At 64.2% G+C, this 21,137-nt stretch carries 14 protein-coding genes, 1 pseudogene and 1 riboswitch; of the genes and pseudogenes, 10 read left to right on the plus strand and 5 right to left on the minus strand.

What is annotated here, in order from left to right; translation table 11 throughout:
* Positions 1–41: 41 nt before the first annotated feature.
* The 5 genes from AC5PZ0_RS12265 to AC5PZ0_RS12285 are packed head-to-tail and all read left to right on the plus strand — an operon-like array spanning position 42 to position 6,396.
* Positions 42–1,361 (plus strand): LLM class flavin-dependent oxidoreductase, encoded by a 1,320-nt coding sequence (locus AC5PZ0_RS12265; protein ID WP_493855053.1) that lies wholly within the window; start codon positions 42–44, stop codon positions 1,359–1,361.
* Positions 1,362–1,370: 9 nt separating this feature from the next.
* Positions 1,371–2,972 (plus strand): ABC transporter substrate-binding protein, encoded by a 1,602-nt coding sequence (locus AC5PZ0_RS12270; protein WP_493855054.1) that lies wholly within the window; start codon positions 1,371–1,373, stop codon positions 2,970–2,972.
* A 3-nt stretch (positions 2,973–2,975) separates the two neighbouring features.
* Positions 2,976–3,935 (plus strand): ABC transporter permease, encoded by a 960-nt coding sequence (locus AC5PZ0_RS12275; RefSeq protein ID WP_493855055.1) that lies wholly within the window; start codon positions 2,976–2,978, stop codon positions 3,933–3,935.
* A complete protein-coding gene (locus tag AC5PZ0_RS12280; protein ID WP_493855056.1) occupies positions 3,932–4,771 on the plus strand; it encodes an ABC transporter permease in 840 nt (279 codons plus the stop codon). The genes AC5PZ0_RS12275 and AC5PZ0_RS12280 overlap by 4 nt, the downstream gene beginning before the upstream one ends.
* The gene (locus tag AC5PZ0_RS12285) at positions 4,771–6,396 is read left to right on the plus strand and encodes a dipeptide ABC transporter ATP-binding protein (RefSeq protein WP_493855057.1); all 1,626 of its coding nucleotides are present in this window, start codon (positions 4,771–4,773) and stop codon (positions 6,394–6,396) included. Before AC5PZ0_RS12280 ends, AC5PZ0_RS12285 begins: the two co-directional genes overlap by 1 nt.
* Positions 6,397–6,743: 347 nt before the next feature.
* On the opposite strand, the gene tenA is transcribed toward AC5PZ0_RS12285, so the two are convergent.
* Positions 6,744–7,403, minus strand: a complete 660-nt coding sequence (gene tenA / locus AC5PZ0_RS12290; protein WP_099429389.1) for a thiaminase II — start codon at positions 7,401–7,403, stop codon at positions 6,744–6,746.
* A gap of 2 nt (positions 7,404–7,405) precedes the next feature.
* Entirely contained in the window at positions 7,406–8,053 is a 648-nt protein-coding gene (locus AC5PZ0_RS12295; protein ID WP_099429390.1) for a TenA family protein, read from the minus strand.
* 79 nt (positions 8,054–8,132) lie between these two features.
* A riboswitch (TPP riboswitch) is annotated at positions 8,133–8,247 on the minus strand.
* Between the two features lie 243 nt (positions 8,248–8,490).
* Between AC5PZ0_RS12295 and AC5PZ0_RS12300 the strand changes: the two genes are divergently transcribed.
* The 4 genes from AC5PZ0_RS12300 (at position 8,491) to AC5PZ0_RS12315 (ending at position 16,443) form a co-directional block, all read left to right on the plus strand.
* Positions 8,491–11,883, plus strand: a complete 3,393-nt coding sequence (locus AC5PZ0_RS12300; protein WP_493855058.1) for an Ig-like domain-containing protein — start codon at positions 8,491–8,493, stop codon at positions 11,881–11,883.
* A gap of 142 nt (positions 11,884–12,025) precedes the next feature.
* Positions 12,026–13,012: an SCO family protein gene (locus AC5PZ0_RS12305; RefSeq protein ID WP_493855059.1), complete on the plus strand. Its 987-nt coding sequence runs from the start codon at positions 12,026–12,028 to the stop codon at positions 13,010–13,012.
* Between the two features lie 80 nt (positions 13,013–13,092).
* Entirely contained in the window at positions 13,093–15,420 is a 2,328-nt protein-coding gene (locus AC5PZ0_RS12310) for a putative bifunctional diguanylate cyclase/phosphodiesterase (protein WP_493855060.1), read from the plus strand.
* 42 nt (positions 15,421–15,462) lie between these two features.
* Positions 15,463–16,443 carry a site-specific integrase gene (locus tag AC5PZ0_RS12315; protein WP_493855061.1) on the plus strand — a complete coding sequence of 327 codons (981 nt, stop codon included), beginning with the start codon at positions 15,463–15,465 and terminating at the stop codon, positions 16,441–16,443.
* On the opposite strand, the gene AC5PZ0_RS12320 is transcribed toward AC5PZ0_RS12315, so the two are convergent.
* Positions 16,433–17,485, minus strand: a complete 1,053-nt coding sequence (locus AC5PZ0_RS12320; protein ID WP_371098215.1) for an SMP-30/gluconolactonase/LRE family protein — start codon at positions 17,483–17,485, stop codon at positions 16,433–16,435. The genes AC5PZ0_RS12315 and AC5PZ0_RS12320 overlap by 11 nt on opposite strands.
* 24 nt (positions 17,486–17,509) lie before the next feature.
* Positions 17,510–18,157, minus strand: a pseudogene (locus tag AC5PZ0_RS12325) (SDR family NAD(P)-dependent oxidoreductase); the annotation flags it as partial.
* 192 nt (positions 18,158–18,349) lie between these two features.
* On the opposite strand from AC5PZ0_RS12325, the gene AC5PZ0_RS12330 reads away from it, so the two are divergent.
* Positions 18,350–19,291, plus strand: coding sequence for a LysR family transcriptional regulator (locus AC5PZ0_RS12330; protein ID WP_027595404.1), 942 nt, complete (start codon positions 18,350–18,352; stop codon positions 19,289–19,291).
* A gap of 2 nt (positions 19,292–19,293) precedes the next feature.
* On the opposite strand, the gene asnB is transcribed toward AC5PZ0_RS12330, so the two are convergent.
* Entirely contained in the window at positions 19,294–21,129 is a 1,836-nt protein-coding gene (gene asnB, locus AC5PZ0_RS12335; RefSeq protein WP_493855062.1) for an asparagine synthase (glutamine-hydrolyzing), read from the minus strand.
* Between the last annotated feature and the right edge of the window lie 8 nt (positions 21,130–21,137).

Consider the following 21,137-nt stretch of genomic DNA (forward strand, 5'->3'; position numbering starts at 1 on the left):
CACAGCGCCCGCCGTGTGTGGCGGGCGCCAGGAGAAGCACCATGAGCCACGGCCCGTTCATACTCGGCGCGTTCATCCCCGGCACCCTCAGCGGCAGCGCCTGGCGCCTGCCGGAGGCACCGCTCGATACCTTCAAGAGCCTGGAGCATTACCAATACATTGCCCGCAAGCTGGAAGCCGGGCGGTTTCACGCGCTTTTTTTCAACGACACCCTCGACGTCAAACTCGACCTGGCCCTGCAGCGTGGCCCCAACAGCGTGCGTTGGGACCCTTTGATCCTTGCCCCGGCGCTGGCCGCCAGCACCCGCCATATCGGCCTGATCGCCACGGCCAGCAGTACTTATAACGAGCCCTACAACATCGCCCGCAAATACGCTGCACTGGACCACCTGAGCGGAGGCCGGGCCGGCTGGAACCTGGTGACGTCGCTGGGCGGCGGCGAAAACTTCAACCGCCAGGAGCACGTCGAACACGATGACCGCTACGCCCGTGCCGAAGAGTTCTACGACGTGGTCAGTGGCCTATGGGACAGCTGGGCCGACGATGCCTTTGTCCAGGACAAGGCCAGTGGCACCTGGCTGGACATCGACAAACTGCATGTGCTCGAACATCAAGGCGAACACTTCCAGGTGCGCGGGCCGCTCAACGTGGCGCGATCGCCGCAAGGTCATCCAGTGGTCGCCCAGGCCGGCGCTTCTGTAGCTGGCAAGCGGCTGGCGGCGCGGGTTGGCGAATTGATCTTCACCGCCCAGCACACCATCGCCCAAGGCCAGGCGTTCTACCAGGAGACCAAGCAGGCCGCCGCCGGTTTCGGGCGCCGTGCCGATGCACTGAAAGTGTTGCCCGGCGTCTCGCCGGTAGTGGGCAAGACACTGGCTGAAGCCCAGGCCAAGTACGACCGCCAGCAAGAGCTCTTGGAACCCAAGGCCTTCCTCAGTTCCATCTCGCGCTTCGTCAGCCTCGGCTACGACCTCTCGGAGTTGCCCTTCGACGAAGCAGTGCCCCTGCCCCCAGAGACCTTCACCACCAACACCCACCAGAGCCGGCAAAAGCTGGTGTTCGACCTGATCCGCCGTGAGCGGCCGACCGTGCGTCAATTGTTCAACCAACTCACCTCCGGCGGCCATCGCATCCTGATCGGCACCCCGCAGAGCATCGCCGATGACCTGCAGGCCTGGTACGAAGCCGGCGCCGCCGATGGCTTCAACATCATGTTCAGCGGCCTGCACTCAGCCATCGATGACTTCGTAGATGGCGTGGTCCCAGAGCTGCAACGCCGCGGCCTGTTCCAGCGCGAATACGCCGGCACCACCCTGCGGCAAAACCTAGGCCTGCCTTACCGCGCCAACCGCTTCTTTTAAGGAGAGCCCATGTTCCGACCCCTGGCGACACTGAGCCTGGCCATCGCCCTGAGCCTGGCCGGCTGCGATGGTAAAAGCGCGCAGCAGGCCAACCTGGGCGCCCCGGCGCAGCCGCAGCATGGCGGCGTGCTGCGGGTGGCGTTCGACGGCGACCCCAACTGCATCGACCCGCAACAGGCGGGCAACAACACCGCCCTCAACGTTGGCCGGCAATTGGTGGACTCGCTGACCGACCAAGACCCGCAGACCGCCGAGATCGTGCCCTGGCTGGCCGAGCGCTGGGAAGTCAGCGACGACTCGCGCCAGTTCACCTTTCACCTGCGTGAAGGGGTGACCTTCAGCGACGGCAGCGCGCTGGACGCCGCAGCGGTCAAGGCCAACTTCGAGGCCATCGTCGCCCTCGGTGCCCAGGCACAACTGGCCAGTACTTACCTGGCTGGCCTTGAAACCGTCGAAGTCATTGGGCCGCTGAGCGTGCGCATCCGCTTCAAACAGGCCAACGCGCAGTTCCTTCAGGCAACCTCGACCATGAGCCTTGGGCTACTGGCACCCAGTACCCTGGCACGTAGCGCCGAACAACGCTGCCAGGGCGCCTTGGTGGGCTCCGGGCCATTCAACGTAAAAAGCTTCGAGCACAACCGCCTGGTGCGCATCGAAGCCCGCGCCGATTACGCCTGGCCGTCTTCGCTGGCCGAACACAAGGGCCGTGCCTGGCTGGAGGCTATCGAGTTTCACATCCTACCCGAGTCCGGTGTGCGCCTGGGCAGCCTGCTGTCCGGGCAAATCGACGTGAACACCAGCGTGCCGGTACAGGACGAGGCGGTGCTGCAGGCCCAGGGCATTGCGTCCATCGCGCGGTCTAACCCAGGCATCGTCTTCAACCTGACGCCCAACGAGTCCCGTCCGCCGCTGGACGATGCCAAGGTGCGTCAGGCACTGAACAAGGCGATCGACCGCAGCCAGTTCAAGGGCGTGATCTCCCGCTACCAGAAACCAGCAAGTTCCGTGCTCGCCAGTAGCACGCCCTACTACCAGGACCTAAGCGCGGTGCTTGCCTACGACCCACAAAGTGCCGGCCAATTGCTGGACAGCGCCGGCTGGCACAAGGGTGCCGACGGTTGGCGGCAGCGTGATGGCAAGCGCTTGAGCTTTGCTCTCGACTACTGGCAGGCCAGCACACCGGTGCTGGAACTGGTACAGCAGCAACTGCGCCAGGCCGGCATCGAGCTGCGCCTGAACAAGTCCACCATCGGCCAAGTCAGCCTGCTGCAGACATCGCTGAACTACGAACTGTGGTTCTTCAACCTGACCCGCGCCGACCCGGACGTGCTGCGCACGGTGTTCCTCGCCAGCGGGCGCAACGTCAACGTGCGAGGCCCGCTGGCACTGGACCAGACCCTGATCGATTCGGCCGCCAGCCTCGATGTGCAAACGCGCGGAGCGTTGATCCACCAGGCCAGCCGCGAGCTACTCGAGCAGGGCCACGTGATCCCGCTGGTCGAGGCCGCTACGGTCACGGCGTTCCGCGATGTGGTGCGCGGCCTGCATTACGAGGCCTCGACCCGCTTGCAGTTCTACGACACCTGGCTGGCACAACCGGGGAGTCACTGACCGATGAACGCCCTGAACCATCACCCCGCGCACCTGTGGCGCCTGGCCCAGTCACTGCTGGTGCTGTGGGCAGCGTTTAGCCTGTCGTTTGCCATCCTTTATGGGCTGCCCGGTGACCCGGTAGCGATCCTGCTGGCGCAAAGCGGCGAACCGGGCTCGGCAGACCCGGTCATGGTCGCTGAACTGCGCGCTCGCTATCACCTCGACGGCAGCCTCTGGCAGCAGTACACCGGTGCGCTGTGGCGGTTGCTGCAGCTAGACCTGGGTACTTCGCTGCAGACCGGCAAGCCCGTCACCGCAGCACTTGCAGCGGCATTGCCGGCCACCCTGGCGTTGGCCTTCACGGCGCTTGGCCTGGCGCTGCCACTGGGCATCTGCCTAGCGCTCGCGGCCCATCGCGTACGCCTGCGACCGTTGCAGAGCGTGCTGCACAATGCCCCTGCCGTGGTGGTGTCGCTGCCGACCTTCTGGGTCGGGCTGGTGCTGCTGCAACTGTTTTCCTTTCAACTGCACTGGTTGCCGGCCATGGGTGGGCAAGGCCTGGCCAGCCTGGTTCTGCCGGCCGTGACTTTGGCCCTGCCGTGCGCGGCGATGATCGCCCAGGTGCTTGGCCGCTCGATCGCCACGGTCAGCCAACAGCCCTTTGTGCAGGCCCTGCGCAGCAAGGGTGTCGGGCCATGGCGGCTGCTTGGCGGGCATATCCTGCACAACGCAGCGATCCCCTTGTTGAGCCTGGCCGGCACCCTGCTGGGCAACCTGCTGGCCGGCGCGGTGGTGACCGAAACCGTGTTCTCCCGTGATGGCATCGGGCGCTTGGCCCAAGGTGCTGTCGCTAGCCAGGACATCGCCGTGGTCCAAGGCGTAGTACTGCTGGCCGCCGCCTTGTACGTGCTGACCAACCTGCTGACCGACCTGGCCTACCCGTTGCTCGACCCCCGTATCCGCCAAGGAAGCCGCCCATGATTCTGCAACCTGCCTACCGCCTTGCACGCCCGATGCGCTGGCCCAGCCTGCCACTGACGCTGAGCGTGGCCTTGTTCATCGTGGTGCTGGGCTGGGCCTTCTGGCCGAACCTGTTCAGCAGCGCCGACCCGCTGCTGGCTGACCCGAACCAGGCCCTGCAAGCCCCCTCCGCCGACCACTGGTTCGGTACGGACCACCTGGGCCGCGACCTGTATGCGCGTTGTGTGCATGGCGCGGCACTGTCGCTGCAGGCCACCAGCATCGCGGTACTGATCGCCTTGGTCGCCGGCAGCCTGCTGGGGGGCATTGCCGGCTGGTTCGGTGGCGTCGCCGACCGGCTGCTGGCGATGGGGGTGGAAGTCCTGATGGCGATTCCTGCCTTGTTGTTGGCGATGGCCATCGTCACCGCCCTGGGGTTCGGCACGCTGGAGATCGCCCTGGCCGTGGGGCTTTCCTCGGTGGCGATGTTCGCCCGCCTGGCACGTGGCGAAGTCTTGCGCTGGCGCCGCCGCAGCTTTGTCGAAGCGGCGCAGGTGGTCGGGGTTGGCAGTTGGACCAACCTTTGCCGCCACGTGCTGCCACATGCCGCGGGGCCGTTGCTGGCCCTGGCCGCACTGGAATTCGCCAGCGCTGTGCTGGCCGTCTCGGCGCTTAGCTTTCTGGGCTTCGGCGCGCCGCCGCCCCAGCCGGAATGGGGCTTGCTGATCGCCGAGGGGCGCAACTACATGGTCGTCGCCTGGTGGTACACCACCTTGCCGGGCCTGGTGGTGGCTGCGGTGGTCCTGGCTACTCAACAACTGGCGCGTAGCCTGCAACAACTTCAAGGAGCAGCGTGATGAGTTCGCCACTGGTTCGTATCCGCCAGTTCCGCGTCGACTACCCCGGCAGCCAACAACCCGCCGTGCAGGCGCTGGACCTGGAGATTGGCGCTGGCGAAATCGTCTGCCTGGTCGGCGAGTCCGGCTCAGGCAAGTCCACTACCGCGGCGGCGCTGGCGGGTCTGTTGCCGGCTACAGCACGGCAAAACGGCCAACTGTGGCTACAGGGCCAGGCGCTCGACACCTTCAATGAGCGCGACTGGCAAACCCGCCGTGGCCGCCTGGTCGGCTTCGTGCCACAAGACCCAGGCACGTCGCTGGACCCGGTCAAGACCATCGGCGCGCAGGTGATCGAAGCCATGACCGTGCATGGCGTAGCGCACAGCGAGGCCCATGCCAAGGCGCTGGCCTTGCTGCAGCAGGTAGGCCTCAAGGCACCTGAGCAACTGCTGCGGTGCTACCCCCATCAGTTGTCGGGCGGCATGTGCCAGCGGGTATTGATCGCCATCGCCCTGGCCAATGACCCGCCGCTGCTGATCGCCGACGAGCCCACCAGTGCCCTCGACGTGAGTGTCCAGCGGCAGATCCTCGACCGTTTGCAGCATTTGGTGCGCGCGCGCGGCAGCAGCCTGTTGCTGATCACCCATGACTTGGCGGTGGCGCTGGACCGGGCCGACCGTATTCTGGTCATGCGCCACGGCCAACTGCTCGAAAGCGGCACGCCCGAACACCTGTGGCATACCCCCAGCCACCCCTACACGCGCCAGTTGCTCAATGCCTCACCCTTGGCACGGTTGCAGCAGCGTCGTACCCGCCCGGCCGATCACCCTGCGGCGCCCTTGCTGCAGGTCACTGGGCTGCAGCGGCGCTTCAACCGCCAGGGGCCGGCGGCGGTGGCGGATGTCAGTTTCAGCCTGCCTCGTGGCAGCACTACCAGCCTGGTTGGCGAGTCGGGCTCTGGCAAGTCGACCACGGCGCGCATCATCCTGGCCCTGGAGCAGGCAGATGCAGGCAGCGTGTTGTTTGATGGCGAGCAGGTGCTTGGCGCCAGCCGCAAGCAGTTGCAGGCCTATCGGCGCCGGGTGCAGTTGGTCTACCAGAACCCATGGGCCGCACTCGACCCGCGGCACAACCTGCTGGACATCATCCGTGAGCCGCTGCGCGCCTTCGCCATCGGCAACCGGCGCGATGATCGCCAGCGGGTGGTCGAGCTGCTGGGGCGTGTCGGGCTACCTGCCGACTTGCTGCAGCGGCGCCCTGGCGAGTTGTCCGGTGGGCAACGGCAACGGGTCGCCATCGCCCGTGCGCTGGCCGCCGAGCCGGAACTGTTGGTACTGGATGAGCCGCTGTCGGCGCTGGACGCACCGGTGCAGGCGCAAGTGCTGGAGCTGTTGCAGACCTTGCAACGCGACCTGGGCCTGACCTACCTGTTCGTGTCCCACGACCTTGCCACGGTACGCGGCATCAGCGACCAGGTGCTGGTGATGAGCCAGGGCAGGCTGGTGGACCAAGGGCCTACCGAGCAGGTATTCGAGCAACCAGCGAGTGAGTACACACGTCGCTTGCTGGCGGATATGCCAGGGTGGCGAGGCCTGCAGCCGGCCCCACTAGCCCTGCCTTCCCGTCAAGCGCGATCCGGGTAGTAGCAGCCTTGTGCTGCGAAGAGGCCAGTGGCAGCAGCGAAGATTAATGGTGTCTTCACCGGCCTCTTCGCAGCGCAAGGCTGCTCCTACCTGGAATTGAGCGCCCCCCCCAAACCGCATTCAAGCAGTCCGCCGTCCAGGCATTCCTGCAGCGCGGGTGGCTTTTGCTACATCGCAGCCAACCCACTAACCCTGCCTTCCCGCCATGCGCGATCCGGGTAGGAGCAGCCTTGTGCTGCGAAGAGGCCAGTGGCAGCAGCGAAGATTAATGGTGTCTTCACCGGCCTCTTCGCAGCGCAAGGCTGCTCCTACCTGGAATTCCAATGATCAACGAGGACCATTGATCCCTACTTCGCGCCATCCAGCCCCATCTGCCAGAAATCGGCCTCCAGGCTCGACGCCTGGCCAAAGATCCCTGCCAGCTCCACGAACCGTTGTTCGGTCATGCTCCGCGCGGCCAGTTCATCCAGGTGCTTGCGGGCATTGGCCGCCACCTGCTGATACCCTTCCCCGGCATACTCAGCGATCCACTCACGGTAAGGGTGATCGCTCAGGTCACCAATCCGTTCAGCCAACGTCCGGCCAATTTCTGCGTAGCCGATCACACAGGGCGCCAACGCCACATGCAGCTCCAGCAGATCGCCTGCGGCGCCGCAGTCGAGCACATAGCGGGTATACGCCACCGTGGCCTGGTGCTCGGGTGCGGCCTGGATATCAGCCTGGGTCAGCCCCCAGCGCGCGCACAGGCGCAGGTGCAGCTCGGTTTCGTCGAGAATCGCCGCGAGGCCCGCCTGGGCGGCGCGGATGTCGGCCGGCAGGCGGCTCTTGTAAGCGGCCAGGGCCCAGGCGCGGGCGAACTGGATCAGGAACAGGTAGTCCTGCACCAAGTACGTCCGGAACGCCGCCTCGCTCAGCGTGCCTTCGCCCATCTGCTGCACGAAATCATGCTCGACATAGCGGTGCCACTCGCCCGTGGTGGCGGCCTTGAGGCGATTGAAAATATCCATGCTCACACCTCCCCCTCGTAAACCGCATCGAAGAAGGCCAGCTCCAAGGCCACGGTACGCAGGTAGAAATCGGTGCTCAGCTCGGCTTCCTGCGGCCCGACGCGGTCCAGTTCGGCCTGCAGGAAGGCGACGAACGCCTGGAACGCCGGGTTGTCGTGCAAGGTGATCCATTCGGCATGCACGAAGTGTTCAGGCAAGGGTTTCGGCGCCTTGAGCGCCCAGTCCAGGTACAACCCTTCGGCGACATTCAATACTGCCAACGCGGCGGCGTACGAGCGGGTGGCGGCTGCTTCACGCATGATCGCCTTGAAGCCTGCGGTCGGCGCAGTGTCCGCGGCCTCTACGCGTTGCGCCGGGCTGACGTCCAGCGCCTCGAAGGCGCGCAGGAAATAGGTGTTCTCATCGCTGGAGATCATCCCGGCGAACTGGCCGAAGCGCAGGCGTGCCTCGAAGGTGTCCGCGGTGGCGATCGCAGCGCCGAGCAGGGTCAGGAAGCTGTCGAGAAAGCGGTGGTCCTGCACCAGGTAGCGGACCATGATCGGGTCCGGCAGGCTGCCGTCGCACAGTTGGCTAACGAAGCGGTGCCCGACGGCCGCCGACCAGGTCGGCTCGCTCTGACGGCGCAGGGTTTGCGTGAAACGTTCGGTCATGATGCTGTCCTCTGCAGGGGGTGACAGCGAGACCGTTGAAGCTGGCATGGACTGGCCTCGCAGTGAGGCCGGCAAAAAGGCAGGTTTCAAGTCCCATCCCTTCGCCGGCATGATCCGGATCAGGTTCGAAGGGTCACCGCGCTGCAACGCTCAGCGGTTTCTCAGCCCGTTGCCGGGCTCCCCTTGGTGGCCCACAGGTATACAGCAGGTAGGAAGGTGCTGTCACGCCCCAAACACTGGGCCTTGGGTGACCCGCTTGTGGGTGCCTGTCCCCAGCCCTGGCACGCCATTATTTAGCGCGACTCAGGTTTTTAAAGGATTTGTTTAACAAAGCATTACCGAAACATCTGTTGGCACAGCCGTTGCTCAGGCCCCTTAACCAGGCAAAACGCCATTGATGGCCCCAAGCCATACAGCCGCGAGCGAGGCACCAGGCAATGAAAACACCTGCCGTGATTCACCCAACCAGGCAAACATTCAAACTGTCTGCCGTCACCGTGCTGATGCTCAGCCTTGGGCTGAACCCGGCAATCGCGTCTTCCCTCGATGACGTCGGCCAGCCGCCGCCGACCGACCCTTCGGCCTATACCGACCAGCCGGACGACCCAAACCCGGCGCTGCTCAACCTGTACACCTTGCCGGAAGCCAACGAAGGCTCGTTGGAGCTGACCGATGGCGTCCATGGCGACCGCTCTACCGTGCGCCAGGACAACGTACTGCCGCCCGCGTTGCAAACCTCTGAAAAGTACCCCACCAACGGCAAGCCCAGCCCGTTGTTCGGTGCGCAGCCGTTCACCCAGCAACTGCTGCTGTTCGAAGAATTCGGCCCGGAAAAGCTCGACCCCAGCATCCCGGCACCTGACCTGACCTTCCCCGTACCAACCCTAGGCGCGGCCCCCGCGCAAGACCCCAATGTGGTCGCCCGCAGCGGCCCCAGTGGCACCGCCCTGGAAGCCTTCCTCAAGCAGCCGGGCCTGTACCCCTTCCCTACCCAGTTCTCCAACGTGCTCGACCGCAACCCGTGGAAAGCGCAGATAGAGATGTTCCTCAACCGCCACCCGGTCGGCTCGCCGGCTGAAGGCCGCCCACCAGGAAAGGGCTGGTCCCATCAGCGTTGGAACGAGTTCTACCCTCAGGCTGCGTTCAAGACCGCCCAAGCTGGCGCACGCATCAACCTCGGGCTGCGTGACCGCAAGCAAATGCACAACTATGCGGTCGGTGAATTCGCGCCAGGCGGGCTGTACTACCAGACCTCGGACATCCCCACCACGTTGGGCACCACCAAGGGCATCGACACCCGCTTCCACCCAAGTTTCCCTCTGCAAAACCACAAATCGCTGTGGACCTTCGACGGCACCTTCCCGCCCAAGCTGCTGATGGTCCGCTATGGCCAGCCGATCTTGATGCGCCATTACAACGCCTTGCCGATCGACCCGTCGGCCAACGGCGGCTTTGGCTTGCACACCATCTCCACCCACGAGCACAACGGCCACTCCCCGGCCGAGAGCGATGGCTTTGCCAACGCCTACTTCTTCCCCGGCCAGTACTACGACTACCGGTGGCCGGTGCAATTGGCCGGTTACGACACCATCAACACCCGCGCCCAAGACCCGCGCGCGGCGTTCCCCTGCGCACCGGGCGAAACGCTGTACGTCAACGACGCCTCACCGGGCCTTAAAACCTGCGAAAACGGCAGCATCAAGATTCGTGGCGACTGGCGCGAAACCATGAGTACCCACTGGTTCCACGACCACATGATGGATTTCACGGCGCAGAACGTCTACAAAGGCAACGCCGTGATGATGAACTACTACAGCGCCCTGGACCGCGGCAACGAGGCCCTGCAGGATGGCGTCAACCTGCGCTTCCCCAGTGGTTCGGCCATGCCGTGGGGCAACCGCGACTACGACGTCAACCTGGTGATTGCCGACAAAGCCTGGGATGCCAATGGCCAATTGTGGTTCAACCCGTTCAATACCGACGGCTTTCTCGGCGACCAGATCCTGGTCAACTGGCAGTACCAGCCCAAGCTGAAAGTACGGGCACGTAGCTACCGTTTCCGCATACTCAATGGGTCGGTGTCGCGCTACTTCAAATTTGCCGTGGTGCGTGAAATCGCCGGCAGCAGCGGCGAATTCAAAGGCCCGTCCGGCTCCAACGTGTCGTATGCCCGCGTACCGTTTCACATGATCGCCAACGACGGCAACATCATGGAACATGCCGTGCCATTCGACGGCACCTTGGACCTCAACGGCGACGGTGACCTCAAGGACAACAACGGCATTATGCCGCTGCAAGGCATCGCCGAGCGTTACGACATCATCATCAACTTCGCCAAGAACGGCATCAAGGCAGGCGACAAGCTGTACTTCGTCAACCTGATGGAGCACCAGACCGGCAAGGGCCCGAACCAGGCCATTTCCCTGGCCGATGTGCTGTCGGAGAAATACAAGGCGGTCATCAAGCAGACCAGCAAGGGCCCGCAGTGGGACAAAGGCGACCCGGTGGTGGGCAAGTTCATGCAACTGCTGGTGCAGCCTTACAGCGGCCAGGACCTGAGCATGGACCCAGTCGCTTATGAACCGGCCAAGCCGGGCAAGGCCGCAGGCCTGAAGATGATCCCGCTGACCCTCGACCGCAACGCCGTGGCCGACCAGGCCAAGCTCAAGGATGCCCGCCACCGCGAGTTCATCTTTGGCCGCTCCGACGGCACCGACACCACCCCCTGGACCATCAAGACCGATGGCGGCTTCGGCTACAGCATGGACCCACGGCGCATCAACGCAGCGCCGCAACTGGCCAACGAAGCCACCCAAGGCGGCTTTAGCGGCGACGGCACCCTGGAAGTGTGGAAGATCAAGAATGGCGGCAATGGCTGGAGCCACCCGGTGCATGTGCACTTCGAGGAAGGCATCGTGCTCAGCCGCGACGGCAAGGCACCGCCAGAGTGGGAAAAGTGGGCGCGTAAGGACGTCTACCGCATTGGGCCGGATGCCGACTCGTCGGAAGAAGTGGAAATGGCCATCCGCTTCCGCGAGTTTGCCGGTACCTACATGGAGCACTGCCACAACACCCAGCACGAAGACTCGTCGATGCTGCTGCGCTGGGACCTGGAACACCCTGGCCAGTTCCAGGTGATGCCTACCCCGTTGCCGGGTTGGGACGGTGTGGAATACGTCGCTTCTGTAGGCCTGCCGACCTTCCGCACGTCTGGCCACAATGATAACGACGATACCAACAAGCCACCGGTTGCGGTCAACGACAGTGCTGCCACCACGGCCGGCAAGGCGATCACGCTCAATGTGCTGGCCAATGACACCGACCCCGAGCGCAACCTGCCCTTGACCGTCACTGGCCTCAGCCAGCCGGATTCGGGCATGGGTACCACCAGCACCGACGGCACCACGGTGACCTACACCCCACCGGCCACCGTCGCCACACCGTTCACCGCCAGCTTCAACTACTCGGCGCGCGACGCCAAGGGTGCCGAGTCGGTCGCCCCGGCGGCGGTCAGCATCGCGGTGAGCCCGGCATTACCGGTCGACAACATCCAGGTCAGCAGTGCCTCGGTGCAAGTGCGCAGCGGCAACCGCTACACCTGGGAGCTGGCGGGCACCACCTCGGTGGCTACCGGCAATGCCATCAACGTGACGGTGGCCACCACCAGCGGGCCGTTGAACCTGGGTGCTGCCACGCTGACCGCGGCCACCACGGGTGCCCGTTGGCGGTTGTCGGCTACTACCACCGGCAACGGCCCGGCAACACCGGCGACAGCGACCGTGACGTCGACGCTGGGGCAAAGCGTGACAGCGCCAATCAGCATCAAGTAGGCAAAGCAGGTGTAGGAGCAGCCTTGCGCTGCGAAGAGGCCAGTGGCAACACAATGCAATTTCGGTGCTTTCACTGGCCTTTTCGCAGCACAAGGCTGCTCCTACAACGGTTTGTGTAGGATCTTTTACGGAGGAGTACTTCATGACTGGCTCATGGCGTGTTCTGCTCGTGCTATCGCTGTTCGCTGCCAGCATCCCGTTCTGGCCCGTGCAACCCCGGCAAGCCCCACCCCAAGAAACCACCACCCCCTGGGGCGCCGACTACTTCCCCAATACCCCCCTGCTGACCCAGGACGGTGAAAAAGTGCACTTCTTCGATGACCTGATCAAAGACAAGGTCGTCGCCATCAACTTCATCTTCACCGGCTGCTCCGACTCCTGCCCGGTGGAAACCGCGCGCCTGCGCCAGGTGCAAAAAATCCTCGGCGACCGGGTCGGCAAGGACATATTCCTCTACTCCATCAGCATCGACCCCTACAACGACACGCCGGCCACCCTCAAACGTTACGCCGAAAAATTCGCCATCGGCCCTGGCTGGACCTTGCTCACCGGCGAGCCTGCCGACATCGAGCAATTGCGCAGAAGCTTGGGCCTGTACATAGAAGGCCTGGAAAACGGCCGCTCCAAAGACCACAACCTGAGCCTGATCATCGGCAACCAGGCCACCGGCCGCTGGATGAAAGCCTCGCCCTTCGAGAGCCCCTACATCCTCGCCGACCGCCTGGGCAACAGCTTGCACAACTGGAAGCAAGCCAGCGCCATGGCCAACGACTACGCCCATGCGCCGGAAGTCCGCTCGCCCAGCAGCGGCGAGCAGATCTTCCGCACCCGCTGCTCTTCCTGCCATACCCTGGGCGACGCCGAGCCAGGCGTGCAACGGGGCATCGGCCCCGACCTGTTGGGTGTAACCCGGCAACGCGATGCCAGCTGGTTGAGCCGATGGCTGAAAGAGCCTGATCTGATGCTTGCGCAAAAAGACCCGCTGGCCATGCTGCTGTACGAGCAATACAACCGCCTGGCGATGCCCAACATGCGCCTGGGCGATGCCGAGGTCGCTGCGCTGATGAACTATATCGAAGAAGAGACCACACGCTTGCAGACGCCCTTGGCGGTTACAGCAAAACCTTAGAGGCACTTAGCCATCAGTCATCGACCTGTCATCATACTGTCGTATGTTTTGAGCATCACCCAGGGTCGGGATTATCAGTCGTGATTCGCCGTTCGCTCTCTTCCGCCAGCCTTCTGCGCCTGTTGATCCTGATGCTGTGTGCCGCCACCCTGGCATTTCTCTGGGGGCTGCACTTCTCCCAGAAAGCCGCTGCGCGCCAGGATGCAGTGGCGGCCAAGGCGGCCGAGCACCTGAACCTGGCCAGCATCGTCGCGCAAAGCCTGCGCCAGTTGGTCGACCGTGCCCAGGCCGTGGGCCGCGTCACCCAAGGCGACCTGAAGGCCCCGCGCCAGGGCAACGCCAACCTGGCCCGGTTGCTGGCCGATGACCCGTTGTTCAAACGCATGAGCCTGTACGACCGACACGGCCGGCTCGTGTCGGCCAGCCATGCCGACGACGCCGCAACGCTGCCTGAAGACTGGCTGCGGCAGTTGCAATTGCACGTTGCCCGCTACGGCTTCAAACCCTTCATGCCCAGTATCGAGGTGCAAAGCCCGCTTAGCGCCCTGCCCAACTGGCGTCTGCCGTTCATATTGCCGCTGACCGACCTGCCCGGCCGCGAAATCGACAACATCCTGGTGGTACAGCTGGACATCGGTTACCTGGCGGTGCTGTTCCAGCACATCGACCTGGGCAGCACCGGCCTGATGCGCCTGCTGCAGGACGATGGCCACGAACGCCTGCGCATCGACTCCAGCGGGGTGATCGTGGCCGCCGACAGCCTGGAGCCTGATTTACCGCAGGCCGGGCCCGACGCGGGCGCGTTCACGCAGTATTCACCCGGCGGGCCCTACCAGAGCCTGTACCGGCGCGAGGCCGAGCGAGGCTTTAGCGTGGTGGTCAGCCAACGCTACGAAGAAATCCTGGCGCCGACGGCCTTGGCCTACTCACGGCAGTTCTGGCTGAACCTGAGCATGACCCTGATGATTCTGGCCAGCCTGGTGTGGACGTTGCGCCTGTTGCGCAAGCGCCAGGAAGCGTTCAGCGCCCTGGAGCACGCACAGCAGGTCAACCAGCAACTGATAGAGCGGCTTGAGGACGAACACCGGCGCAGCAGCCACGCCGCGGCCACTGACCACCTCAGCGGCCTGCACAACCGCCGCCAGTTCGTCGAAGTCGCTGGGCTTGCGCTGACCCGGCAACGGGGCAAGCGCCGGTTGATGGCCATCCTGTTCATCGACATGGACCGTTTCAAGTCGATCAACGACTCACTCGGCCACAAGATCGGCGACCTGCTGCTGCAAGCTGTGGCTGGGCGAATTCAACGGTTGCTGGAGCCGGGCGACGAAGCCTCGCGTTTTGGTGGTGACGAGTTCGTGGTACTGCTGGCCGGTCAGCGCAGCGAAGAACAGATCAACGCCTGGGTTCGCGAGCTGGTACAGAAACTCTCGACCACCTATGCGCTGGATGGCCAGGAGGTCAACACCAGCCCCAGCGTCGGCGTCAGTATCTGCCCACGCGATGGCCAAGACATCGACAGCCTGATCCGCTGCGCCGATGCCGCGATGTACTCGGCCAAGCAGGCCGGGCGTGCCCAGTACCGCTTCTTCGACCCGTCGCTGAACCTTTCCGATATCCATGCCTTCACCCTCGAGCAAGCCTTCGGCGCGGCGTTGGCCGAGCGCCAGTTCATCCTGCATTACCAACCGCAGATCCGCCTTGATACCCACCAGGTGCTGGGCTACGAGGCACTGGTGCGCTGGGACCACCCGGAATTCGGCCTGCTTTACCCGGACCGCTTCATCGGCCTGGCCGAGCGCAGTGGCTTTATCATCGAGCTTGGCTGGGAAGTGCTGCGCCTGGCTTGTGAGGCGCTCGCCCGTTGGCACGCGCAGGGCCGCGAAGCGCGCCTGGCGGTCAATGTTTCGGCGCTGCAGTTGCGCCAGGCAGGCTTCAGCACGCGGCTACTGAACAAATTGCAAAGGTACGGCATCGCCCCACACCGGTTGGAGCTGGAAATCACTGAAACCACCATCCTTGACCCCGAGGGCACGGCGGTCGAGCACCTGCAGCGCTTGCGCGAAGCGGGCCTGGGCATCAGCCTGGACGATTTCGGGCGCGGCTATGCAGGGTTCGCGCACCTGCACTCGCTGCCGTTGAGCAAGCTGAAAATCGACCGTTCGTTGATTGCGCCGTTGTCCAACAGCCATGACGACAGCCCGATCGTCTCCTCCACCATCATCCTGGCCAAGCGCCTCGGCCTGGAGGTGGTGGCCGAAGGTGTGGAGACCCGTGAGCAAGTGGTGTGCCTGAAGCTCGCCGGTTGCGACATTGCCCAGGGGTATCACTTCAGCCGCCCACTGTCGCCGGCACAACTGCTCGACTACCCACCCTTCAACGGCATCGATGAAAAGGTAGGTGTCTACTAAAGAGGGATTGATGCCAAGACAGGCAAGCCGATTCGGTTTATCGTGTCACCACTGAATACCGGCTACTGCACCATGACCGACATCGAGCGCTACGTCCGCGCCGCCACCCGTGACAACACGCGGCGCAGCTACCAGGCTGCCATCGACCATTTCGAGACCCAATGGGGTGGTTTCCTGCCGGCCACCGCCGAGGGCGTGGCCCGTTACCTGGCCGACCACGCCGAGCAGCACGCGGTGAGCACTTTGCGTCAACGCCTCGCGGCCCTCAGCCAATGGCACATCAGCCAGGGCTTCCCCGACCCGACCAAGGCGCCGCTGGTGCGCCAGGTACTGCGCGGTATTCGCACCCTGCACCCGACACCGCCAAAACAGGCTGCACCGCTGTTGCTGCAACACCTGCAAACCGCCGTGCAATGCTTCGAGGACGAAGCCCGCCAGGCACGCGAATGCCACGACTTGACCACCCTGCGCCGAGCGCGTCGCGACACGGCGCTGCTGTTGCTGGGGTTTTGGCGAGGGTTTCGGGGGGATGAGCTGGCGCGCCTGCGCGTCGAGCACATCCAGGCTGAAGCCGGTGTCGGCATCACCTTGTTCCTGCCTCGCAGCAAGGGTGACCGCGAAGCGCTTGGTGTGCAGCACCGCACGCCGGCACTCAAGGCATTGTGCCCGGTCAGCGCGTACCTGCAGTGGATCGAAGTGGCCGGCATCGCCCATGGCCCGGTGTTTCGCAAGCTCGACCGCTGGGGCAACCTCAGCGACGCGCCGCTCAACAGCAACAGCCTGGTTGGGCTGCTCCGGCGCATGCTGGAGCGTGCCGGGGTACCGGCGGCGTTGTACACCGGCCACTCGCTGCGCCGTGGTTTCGCCACGTGGGCCACGGCCAATGGTTGGGAACTGAAGTCGTTGATGAGCTACGTGGGCTGGAAGGACGCCAAGTCAGCACTGCGCTACATCGACTCGGCGCAACGCTTTGGTGAGCTGGCCGTGTTACCGGCCAGCCAGGTGCACAACCTCATTCCTTGAAGGCGTGGCGCGCAATGCCGCCGATTTCCGGGCGGATCGCATAGAGGTCGCCGGCATCCGGGTAGTGCCGCAGCTCCACAGCGTTCATGCCGAACCGCGCGGTGGTGATATACAAGGTGGTCATCCCTTCACCGCCAAAGCAGCAACTGGTCGGGCGCGTCACCGGCATCACCACCTGGTCGGTCAGGTGGCCGTGACGGTCGTAACGCAGCAGGCAACTGCCATTGAACTGGCACACCCACAGCCCGCCTTCGCGGTCTAGCGCAATGCCGTCTGGGCGCCCTAGCTCGGCAGGCGTTTCGGCAAACAGCGTAACCTCGGTCAAGCGGCCTTCGGGCAGGTACTCGGCGCGGTAGATGGCGCGGGCTACCGAGTCGACGAAGAAAACGCTTTTCCCGTCTTCCGACCAGGCCAGCCCGTTAGGCAGCGCCATGCCATCGTGGATCACCTGGTCGCTCAGTTCCGCGTCGAAACGGAACAAGGCGCCGGTCTTGCCACTTGGGGCTTCGTCCATCAGGCCGCTGACGAAACGGCCCTGGGGGTCGCAGGCACCATCGTTGAAACGGTAGGTGGAACGCGGGTGAACCGGCACGGAGTATTGCCGCACCTTGCGCGCGTTCACGTCCAGAATGGCGACACTGGAATCCTCGGTGAAGATCAGGTTGCCCTGGTCGGTCAGGGCCAGGGCGCCAATGCGTGCGGCCGACTCATACAGGCTTTCGACCTCGCCGTCCGGGTTCAACCGATTGATGCGCCCATCGGTGATATCGACGAAGTACAGCGCGCCGCTGCGCGCGTCCCAAACCGGGCTCTCGCCCAGGTCGGCGCGGGTGTTGGCGACCTTGACCGGTACGTAGTGGCATTCCTTGATGCGGCTCCAGCGTTCGGCCACTTCCTTGAAGTTGCCCGCCTGTACCCTCGCCAGGTCGCGTGGGTAGCTGACGCCGCTGTTCTCGGTGAAACGGGTGGCGGTGAACTGCCCGTTGCTGGCACGCAGGATGTAGCCCGTGTCGCGGCACAGCGAGCTGGCCAGGTACAACAACCCTGGGGTGACCCATTCGGGCTTGAGCTCTTCCGGGGCCTGGGTCACGCCCCACATGCGGGTCTTGGCCACGGGCGAGATGGCATTGACCAGGATGCCGTGCTCCATCCCTTCCATGCTCAAGGCGTTCATGATACCGACCTGGGCCATCTTGCCGGCTGAATAGGCCACCAGCCCGGGCTGCGAATAGCGCTGGTACATGGCGCGGTCCGAGGTGGTCAGCACCACGCGCGGGGCGGCGGAATGCTTGAGGTACTTCCAGGCATGCTTGGCCAGCCACACCGGGGCGTGCACGCTGATGCCCAGCGCGCGCTGAAGAAAGGCTTCTTCCTGCGCTTCGATGCCCTGGTAATCGACCCAGCCTGCATTGTGAATGAGGATATCCAGTGCGCCAAACTGCTCGATGGCCAGCTCGATCAATTGTTGGCAGGCGCGTTCGTCTTCCAATTGCCCGGCATGGGCGATCGCGTTGTAGCCCTTGGCCTGCAGGGCCGCGAGTGCCTGGGCCAGGGCCGACGGGTCCTCGCCCTGGCCTGCCCGGTCAGTCCCCAGGTCGCTGATGACCACGCGGGCGCCTCGCTCGGCCAGTGCCATGGCGTAAGCCAGGCCCAGCCCTTGGGCAGCACCGGTGATGATCGCGACTTTGTTCTTGAATGGGTCTGTGATTGGCATTGCAGGGCACCTTCGATTCTCCTTTTTTACGATAACAATAAAAAATTCAATGACTTAATATTAAAAGCATGCAACTTTGATATCTCAGGGATATCACCGAGGCTTTGTCACTCGGTGGCCACGCACTATGATGGCCGCCTTGCAGGGGTGGCGCCTGCCAGGCACCCCGGCAAGTCGATGAAGGAACATAGAATGATCGAGACACGTTTGCTCAGGCAGTTCATCGCCGTAGCCGAAGAACTGCACTTCCACAAGGCCGCCATCCGCCTGCACATGGCGCAGCCGCCCCTGAGCCAAGCGATCAACCGCCTTGAAGAAAAGCTCGGCTTCAGCCTGTTTCTGCGCAACAAGCGCGGGGTCAAGCTGACTGCCGCTGGCATGGCCTTTCTGGAAACCGCCTACCGCACGCTCAAAGAGCTGGAGCAAGGCATCGAATACGCGCGCAATGTCTCGGAAGGCATCTGCGGCAAGCTGACCATCACGGCCATCTCCATCGCCTACTACGAGTCGCTGCTCACGACCTTGCGCAGGTTCCGCGAGGTCTACCCCAATGTACGCCTGACCATCCGCGAGATGCCCTCAGCCTCGCAGGCCAAGGCCTTGATGGCCGGCGAAGCCGACATCGGTTTCATGCGCAAGCTGCCGATGCCGCCCGATACCATCGAGTCGCGGCTGTTGCTCAACGAGCAGATCATCATGGCCCTGCCCGCCAACCACGCCAGGGCACATCAGCCGCTGGTCGACCTGCGCGATTTTGCCGAAGAGGACTTCGTCTTCACCCCGCAAGCCCTGGGCAGTGGCTACCACAGCCAGTTGATCGCCCTGTGCGAGTCGGCCGGTTTCTACCCCAAGGTGGTGCAGGAGGCGGCGCAGATCCACACCCTGATCGGCCTGGTCGCCTGTGGCTTCGGCGTGGCCCTGGTGCCGGAATCGATCGCTTACTCGACGCTGCGTGAGCGCGTGCAATTCCGCCCGATCCGCCCGATCAAGGACCAGCCCACCCCAACCATGGGCCTGTACATGAACTGGAACATCCAGAACGCTTCGCCGGCCCTGGGCAGTTTCATCGCCATGCTCGACCAGGGCGCGCCGAAGCGCTTCAGCGACACCCTGCAGAACCCTCTGATCCTGTAGCCCTACACCGTCAACCGGTACTCACGTAGCCAGGTGTCCAGCGCCAGGGCCGTCTCCAGGTTGTTACGCCGCAGTTGCGAGTTGAAATAGCCCTCGGGCTGGCGCAACTCGGCGGCCAGCCGACCGTGGTCGATGACCTGGAACACGGGCCGGACTGGCGCCTTCAGCAACTGCCGAATGCGCTCGCGCAGAAAGCGCTCATAGGCCAGGTTCGCCGAGGTCGGGTACGGGCTTTTGCGCCGTTGCAACACCGCAGGCGGTACCCGGTCGGCGCCGGCCTGCTTGAGCAACCATTTTTCCTCGCCATCCTTGCCCTTGATCGACCACGGCACGTTGTACACGTACTCCACCAGTGAATGATCAGTGAACGGCACCCGCACCTCGAGGCTCGCGGCCATGCTCAGGCGGTCCTTGCGATCGAGCAGAATCGGCAGCCAGCGCTGCAGGTGCATGTGGCAGATTTCGCGCATGCGCCGTTCCTGCGGACTGTCCCCTGGCAGATGCTCGACGCTGTCCAGGGCCTGGTGATAACAGCTGTCCTGATACTGGGCAAAATCGCAGGCCCGGTTGAACTCAGGGTTGATCAGCTCGGGCTGCAGCAGTTGCATGCGCGACAGCCAAGGGAAGCGCGCTGCGGCCACGGCCTGCGGGTCGCGGAACCAGGCGTAGCCCCCAAACACTTCATCTGCCGCCTCACCGGAGATGGCCACCGTGGAATGCGCGCGGATCGCCTTGAACAACAGGTACAGCGAGGTGTCCACGTCGCCGAAGGTGGCCGCGCTGTCGTTGGCGCGGTACACCGCCAGGCGGGCCGGGTCCGACACCAACTCCCGGTTGTCGATGAGGATGGTCTGGTGCCGGCTGCCGATGTACTGGGCCGCCGCCAGGGCATAAGGCTGGTCACGTTCGGGGCGAAACGCATCACCCTGAAACTGCTCGGCCTGGCCGACGAAATCCACCGAGAACGAATTCACCGCCCCGCCATGCTCGGCCGCTAACCGCTGTTGCGCCATGGCGGTCAGCAGGGTCGAGTCCAGGCCACCGGACAGCAGCGAGCAAACCGGCACATCGGCATGCAACTGCTCGCCCAAGGCATTGTCGAGCAGCTCGCGGGTGCGTTCGACCGTGGTCGCCACGTCGTCCTGATGCTCGCGGCGTTGCAACTGCCAGTAGCGGCTGATCTTTACCTGCCCCTGGGGCCGCCAGGACAACCGATGCCCCGGCGGCAATTCGCTGACCCCGCGAAAGGCAGTGCGGGTGGTGCCCCGGGACAGGCTCAAGGCATCCACCAGGCCTACCGCGTCCAGGGTGCTGGCAACCTCGGGGTGGGCAAGAATCGCCTTGATCTCGGAGCCGAACAGCAGCCCCTGCTGGTGACGGGCGTAGTACAGCGGCTTGACCCCCAAGCGATCACGCACCAGCAGAAAGTGGCCATCGCGCCCATCGAACACAGCGAAGGCGAACATGCCATTGAGGTGGTCGCAGCACTGCTCGCCCCACTCCAGGTAGGCGTGCAGCACCACCTCGGTGTCGCTGCGTGTTTTAAACACATGCCCGGCCTGGCGCAAGCGTTCGCGCAGGGCATGGTGGTTATAGACCTCGCCGGTGTACACCAGCGCGACCTCTTCACCCGTGGGGAAGCGGTAGGTCATGGGCTGCACGCCACCGCTCAGGTCGATGATGGCCAGGCGCCGATGCCCCAGCAAGGCGTTGCGGTGCTGCCAGCTGCCGCTGGCATCCGGCCCGCGCAAGGCCAGGGTATCGGTCATGGCGCCGAGCACCTGGCGCTGGTGCGCGAGGTCGCGGGTGTAGTCCACCCAGCCTGTAATTCCGCACATGGTTCGCC

It is taken from the genome of Pseudomonas sp. 5.2, assembly GCF_059025405.1.

Excerpts from the sequence above, each read along its gene's own strand:
- AC5PZ0_RS12305 (WP_493855059.1), top strand. The coding sequence starts at position 12,026 with ATGACTGGCTCATGGCGTGTTCTGCTCGTGCTATCGCTGTTCGCTGCC.
- AC5PZ0_RS12275 (WP_493855055.1), top strand. The coding sequence starts at position 2,976 with ATGAACGCCCTGAACCATCACCCCGCGCACCTGTGGCGCCTGGCCCAG.
- AC5PZ0_RS12295 (WP_099429390.1), bottom strand. The coding sequence starts at position 8,053 with ATGACCGAACGTTTCACGCAAACCCTGCGCCGTCAGAGCGAGCCGACC.
- AC5PZ0_RS12330 (WP_027595404.1), top strand. The coding sequence starts at position 18,350 with ATGATCGAGACACGTTTGCTCAGGCAGTTCATCGCCGTAGCCGAAGAA.
- AC5PZ0_RS12265 (WP_493855053.1), top strand. The coding sequence starts at position 42 with ATGAGCCACGGCCCGTTCATACTCGGCGCGTTCATCCCCGGCACCCTC.
- AC5PZ0_RS12270 (WP_493855054.1), top strand. The coding sequence starts at position 1,371 with ATGTTCCGACCCCTGGCGACACTGAGCCTGGCCATCGCCCTGAGCCTG.
- tenA (WP_099429389.1), bottom strand. The coding sequence starts at position 7,403 with ATGGATATTTTCAATCGCCTCAAGGCCGCCACCACGGGCGAGTGGCAC.
- AC5PZ0_RS12285 (WP_493855057.1), top strand. The coding sequence starts at position 4,771 with ATGAGTTCGCCACTGGTTCGTATCCGCCAGTTCCGCGTCGACTACCCC.
- AC5PZ0_RS12300 (WP_493855058.1), top strand. The coding sequence starts at position 8,491 with ATGAAAACACCTGCCGTGATTCACCCAACCAGGCAAACATTCAAACTG.
- AC5PZ0_RS12280 (WP_493855056.1), top strand. The coding sequence starts at position 3,932 with ATGATTCTGCAACCTGCCTACCGCCTTGCACGCCCGATGCGCTGGCCC.
- asnB (WP_493855062.1), bottom strand. The coding sequence starts at position 21,129 with ATGTGCGGAATTACAGGCTGGGTGGACTACACCCGCGACCTCGCGCAC.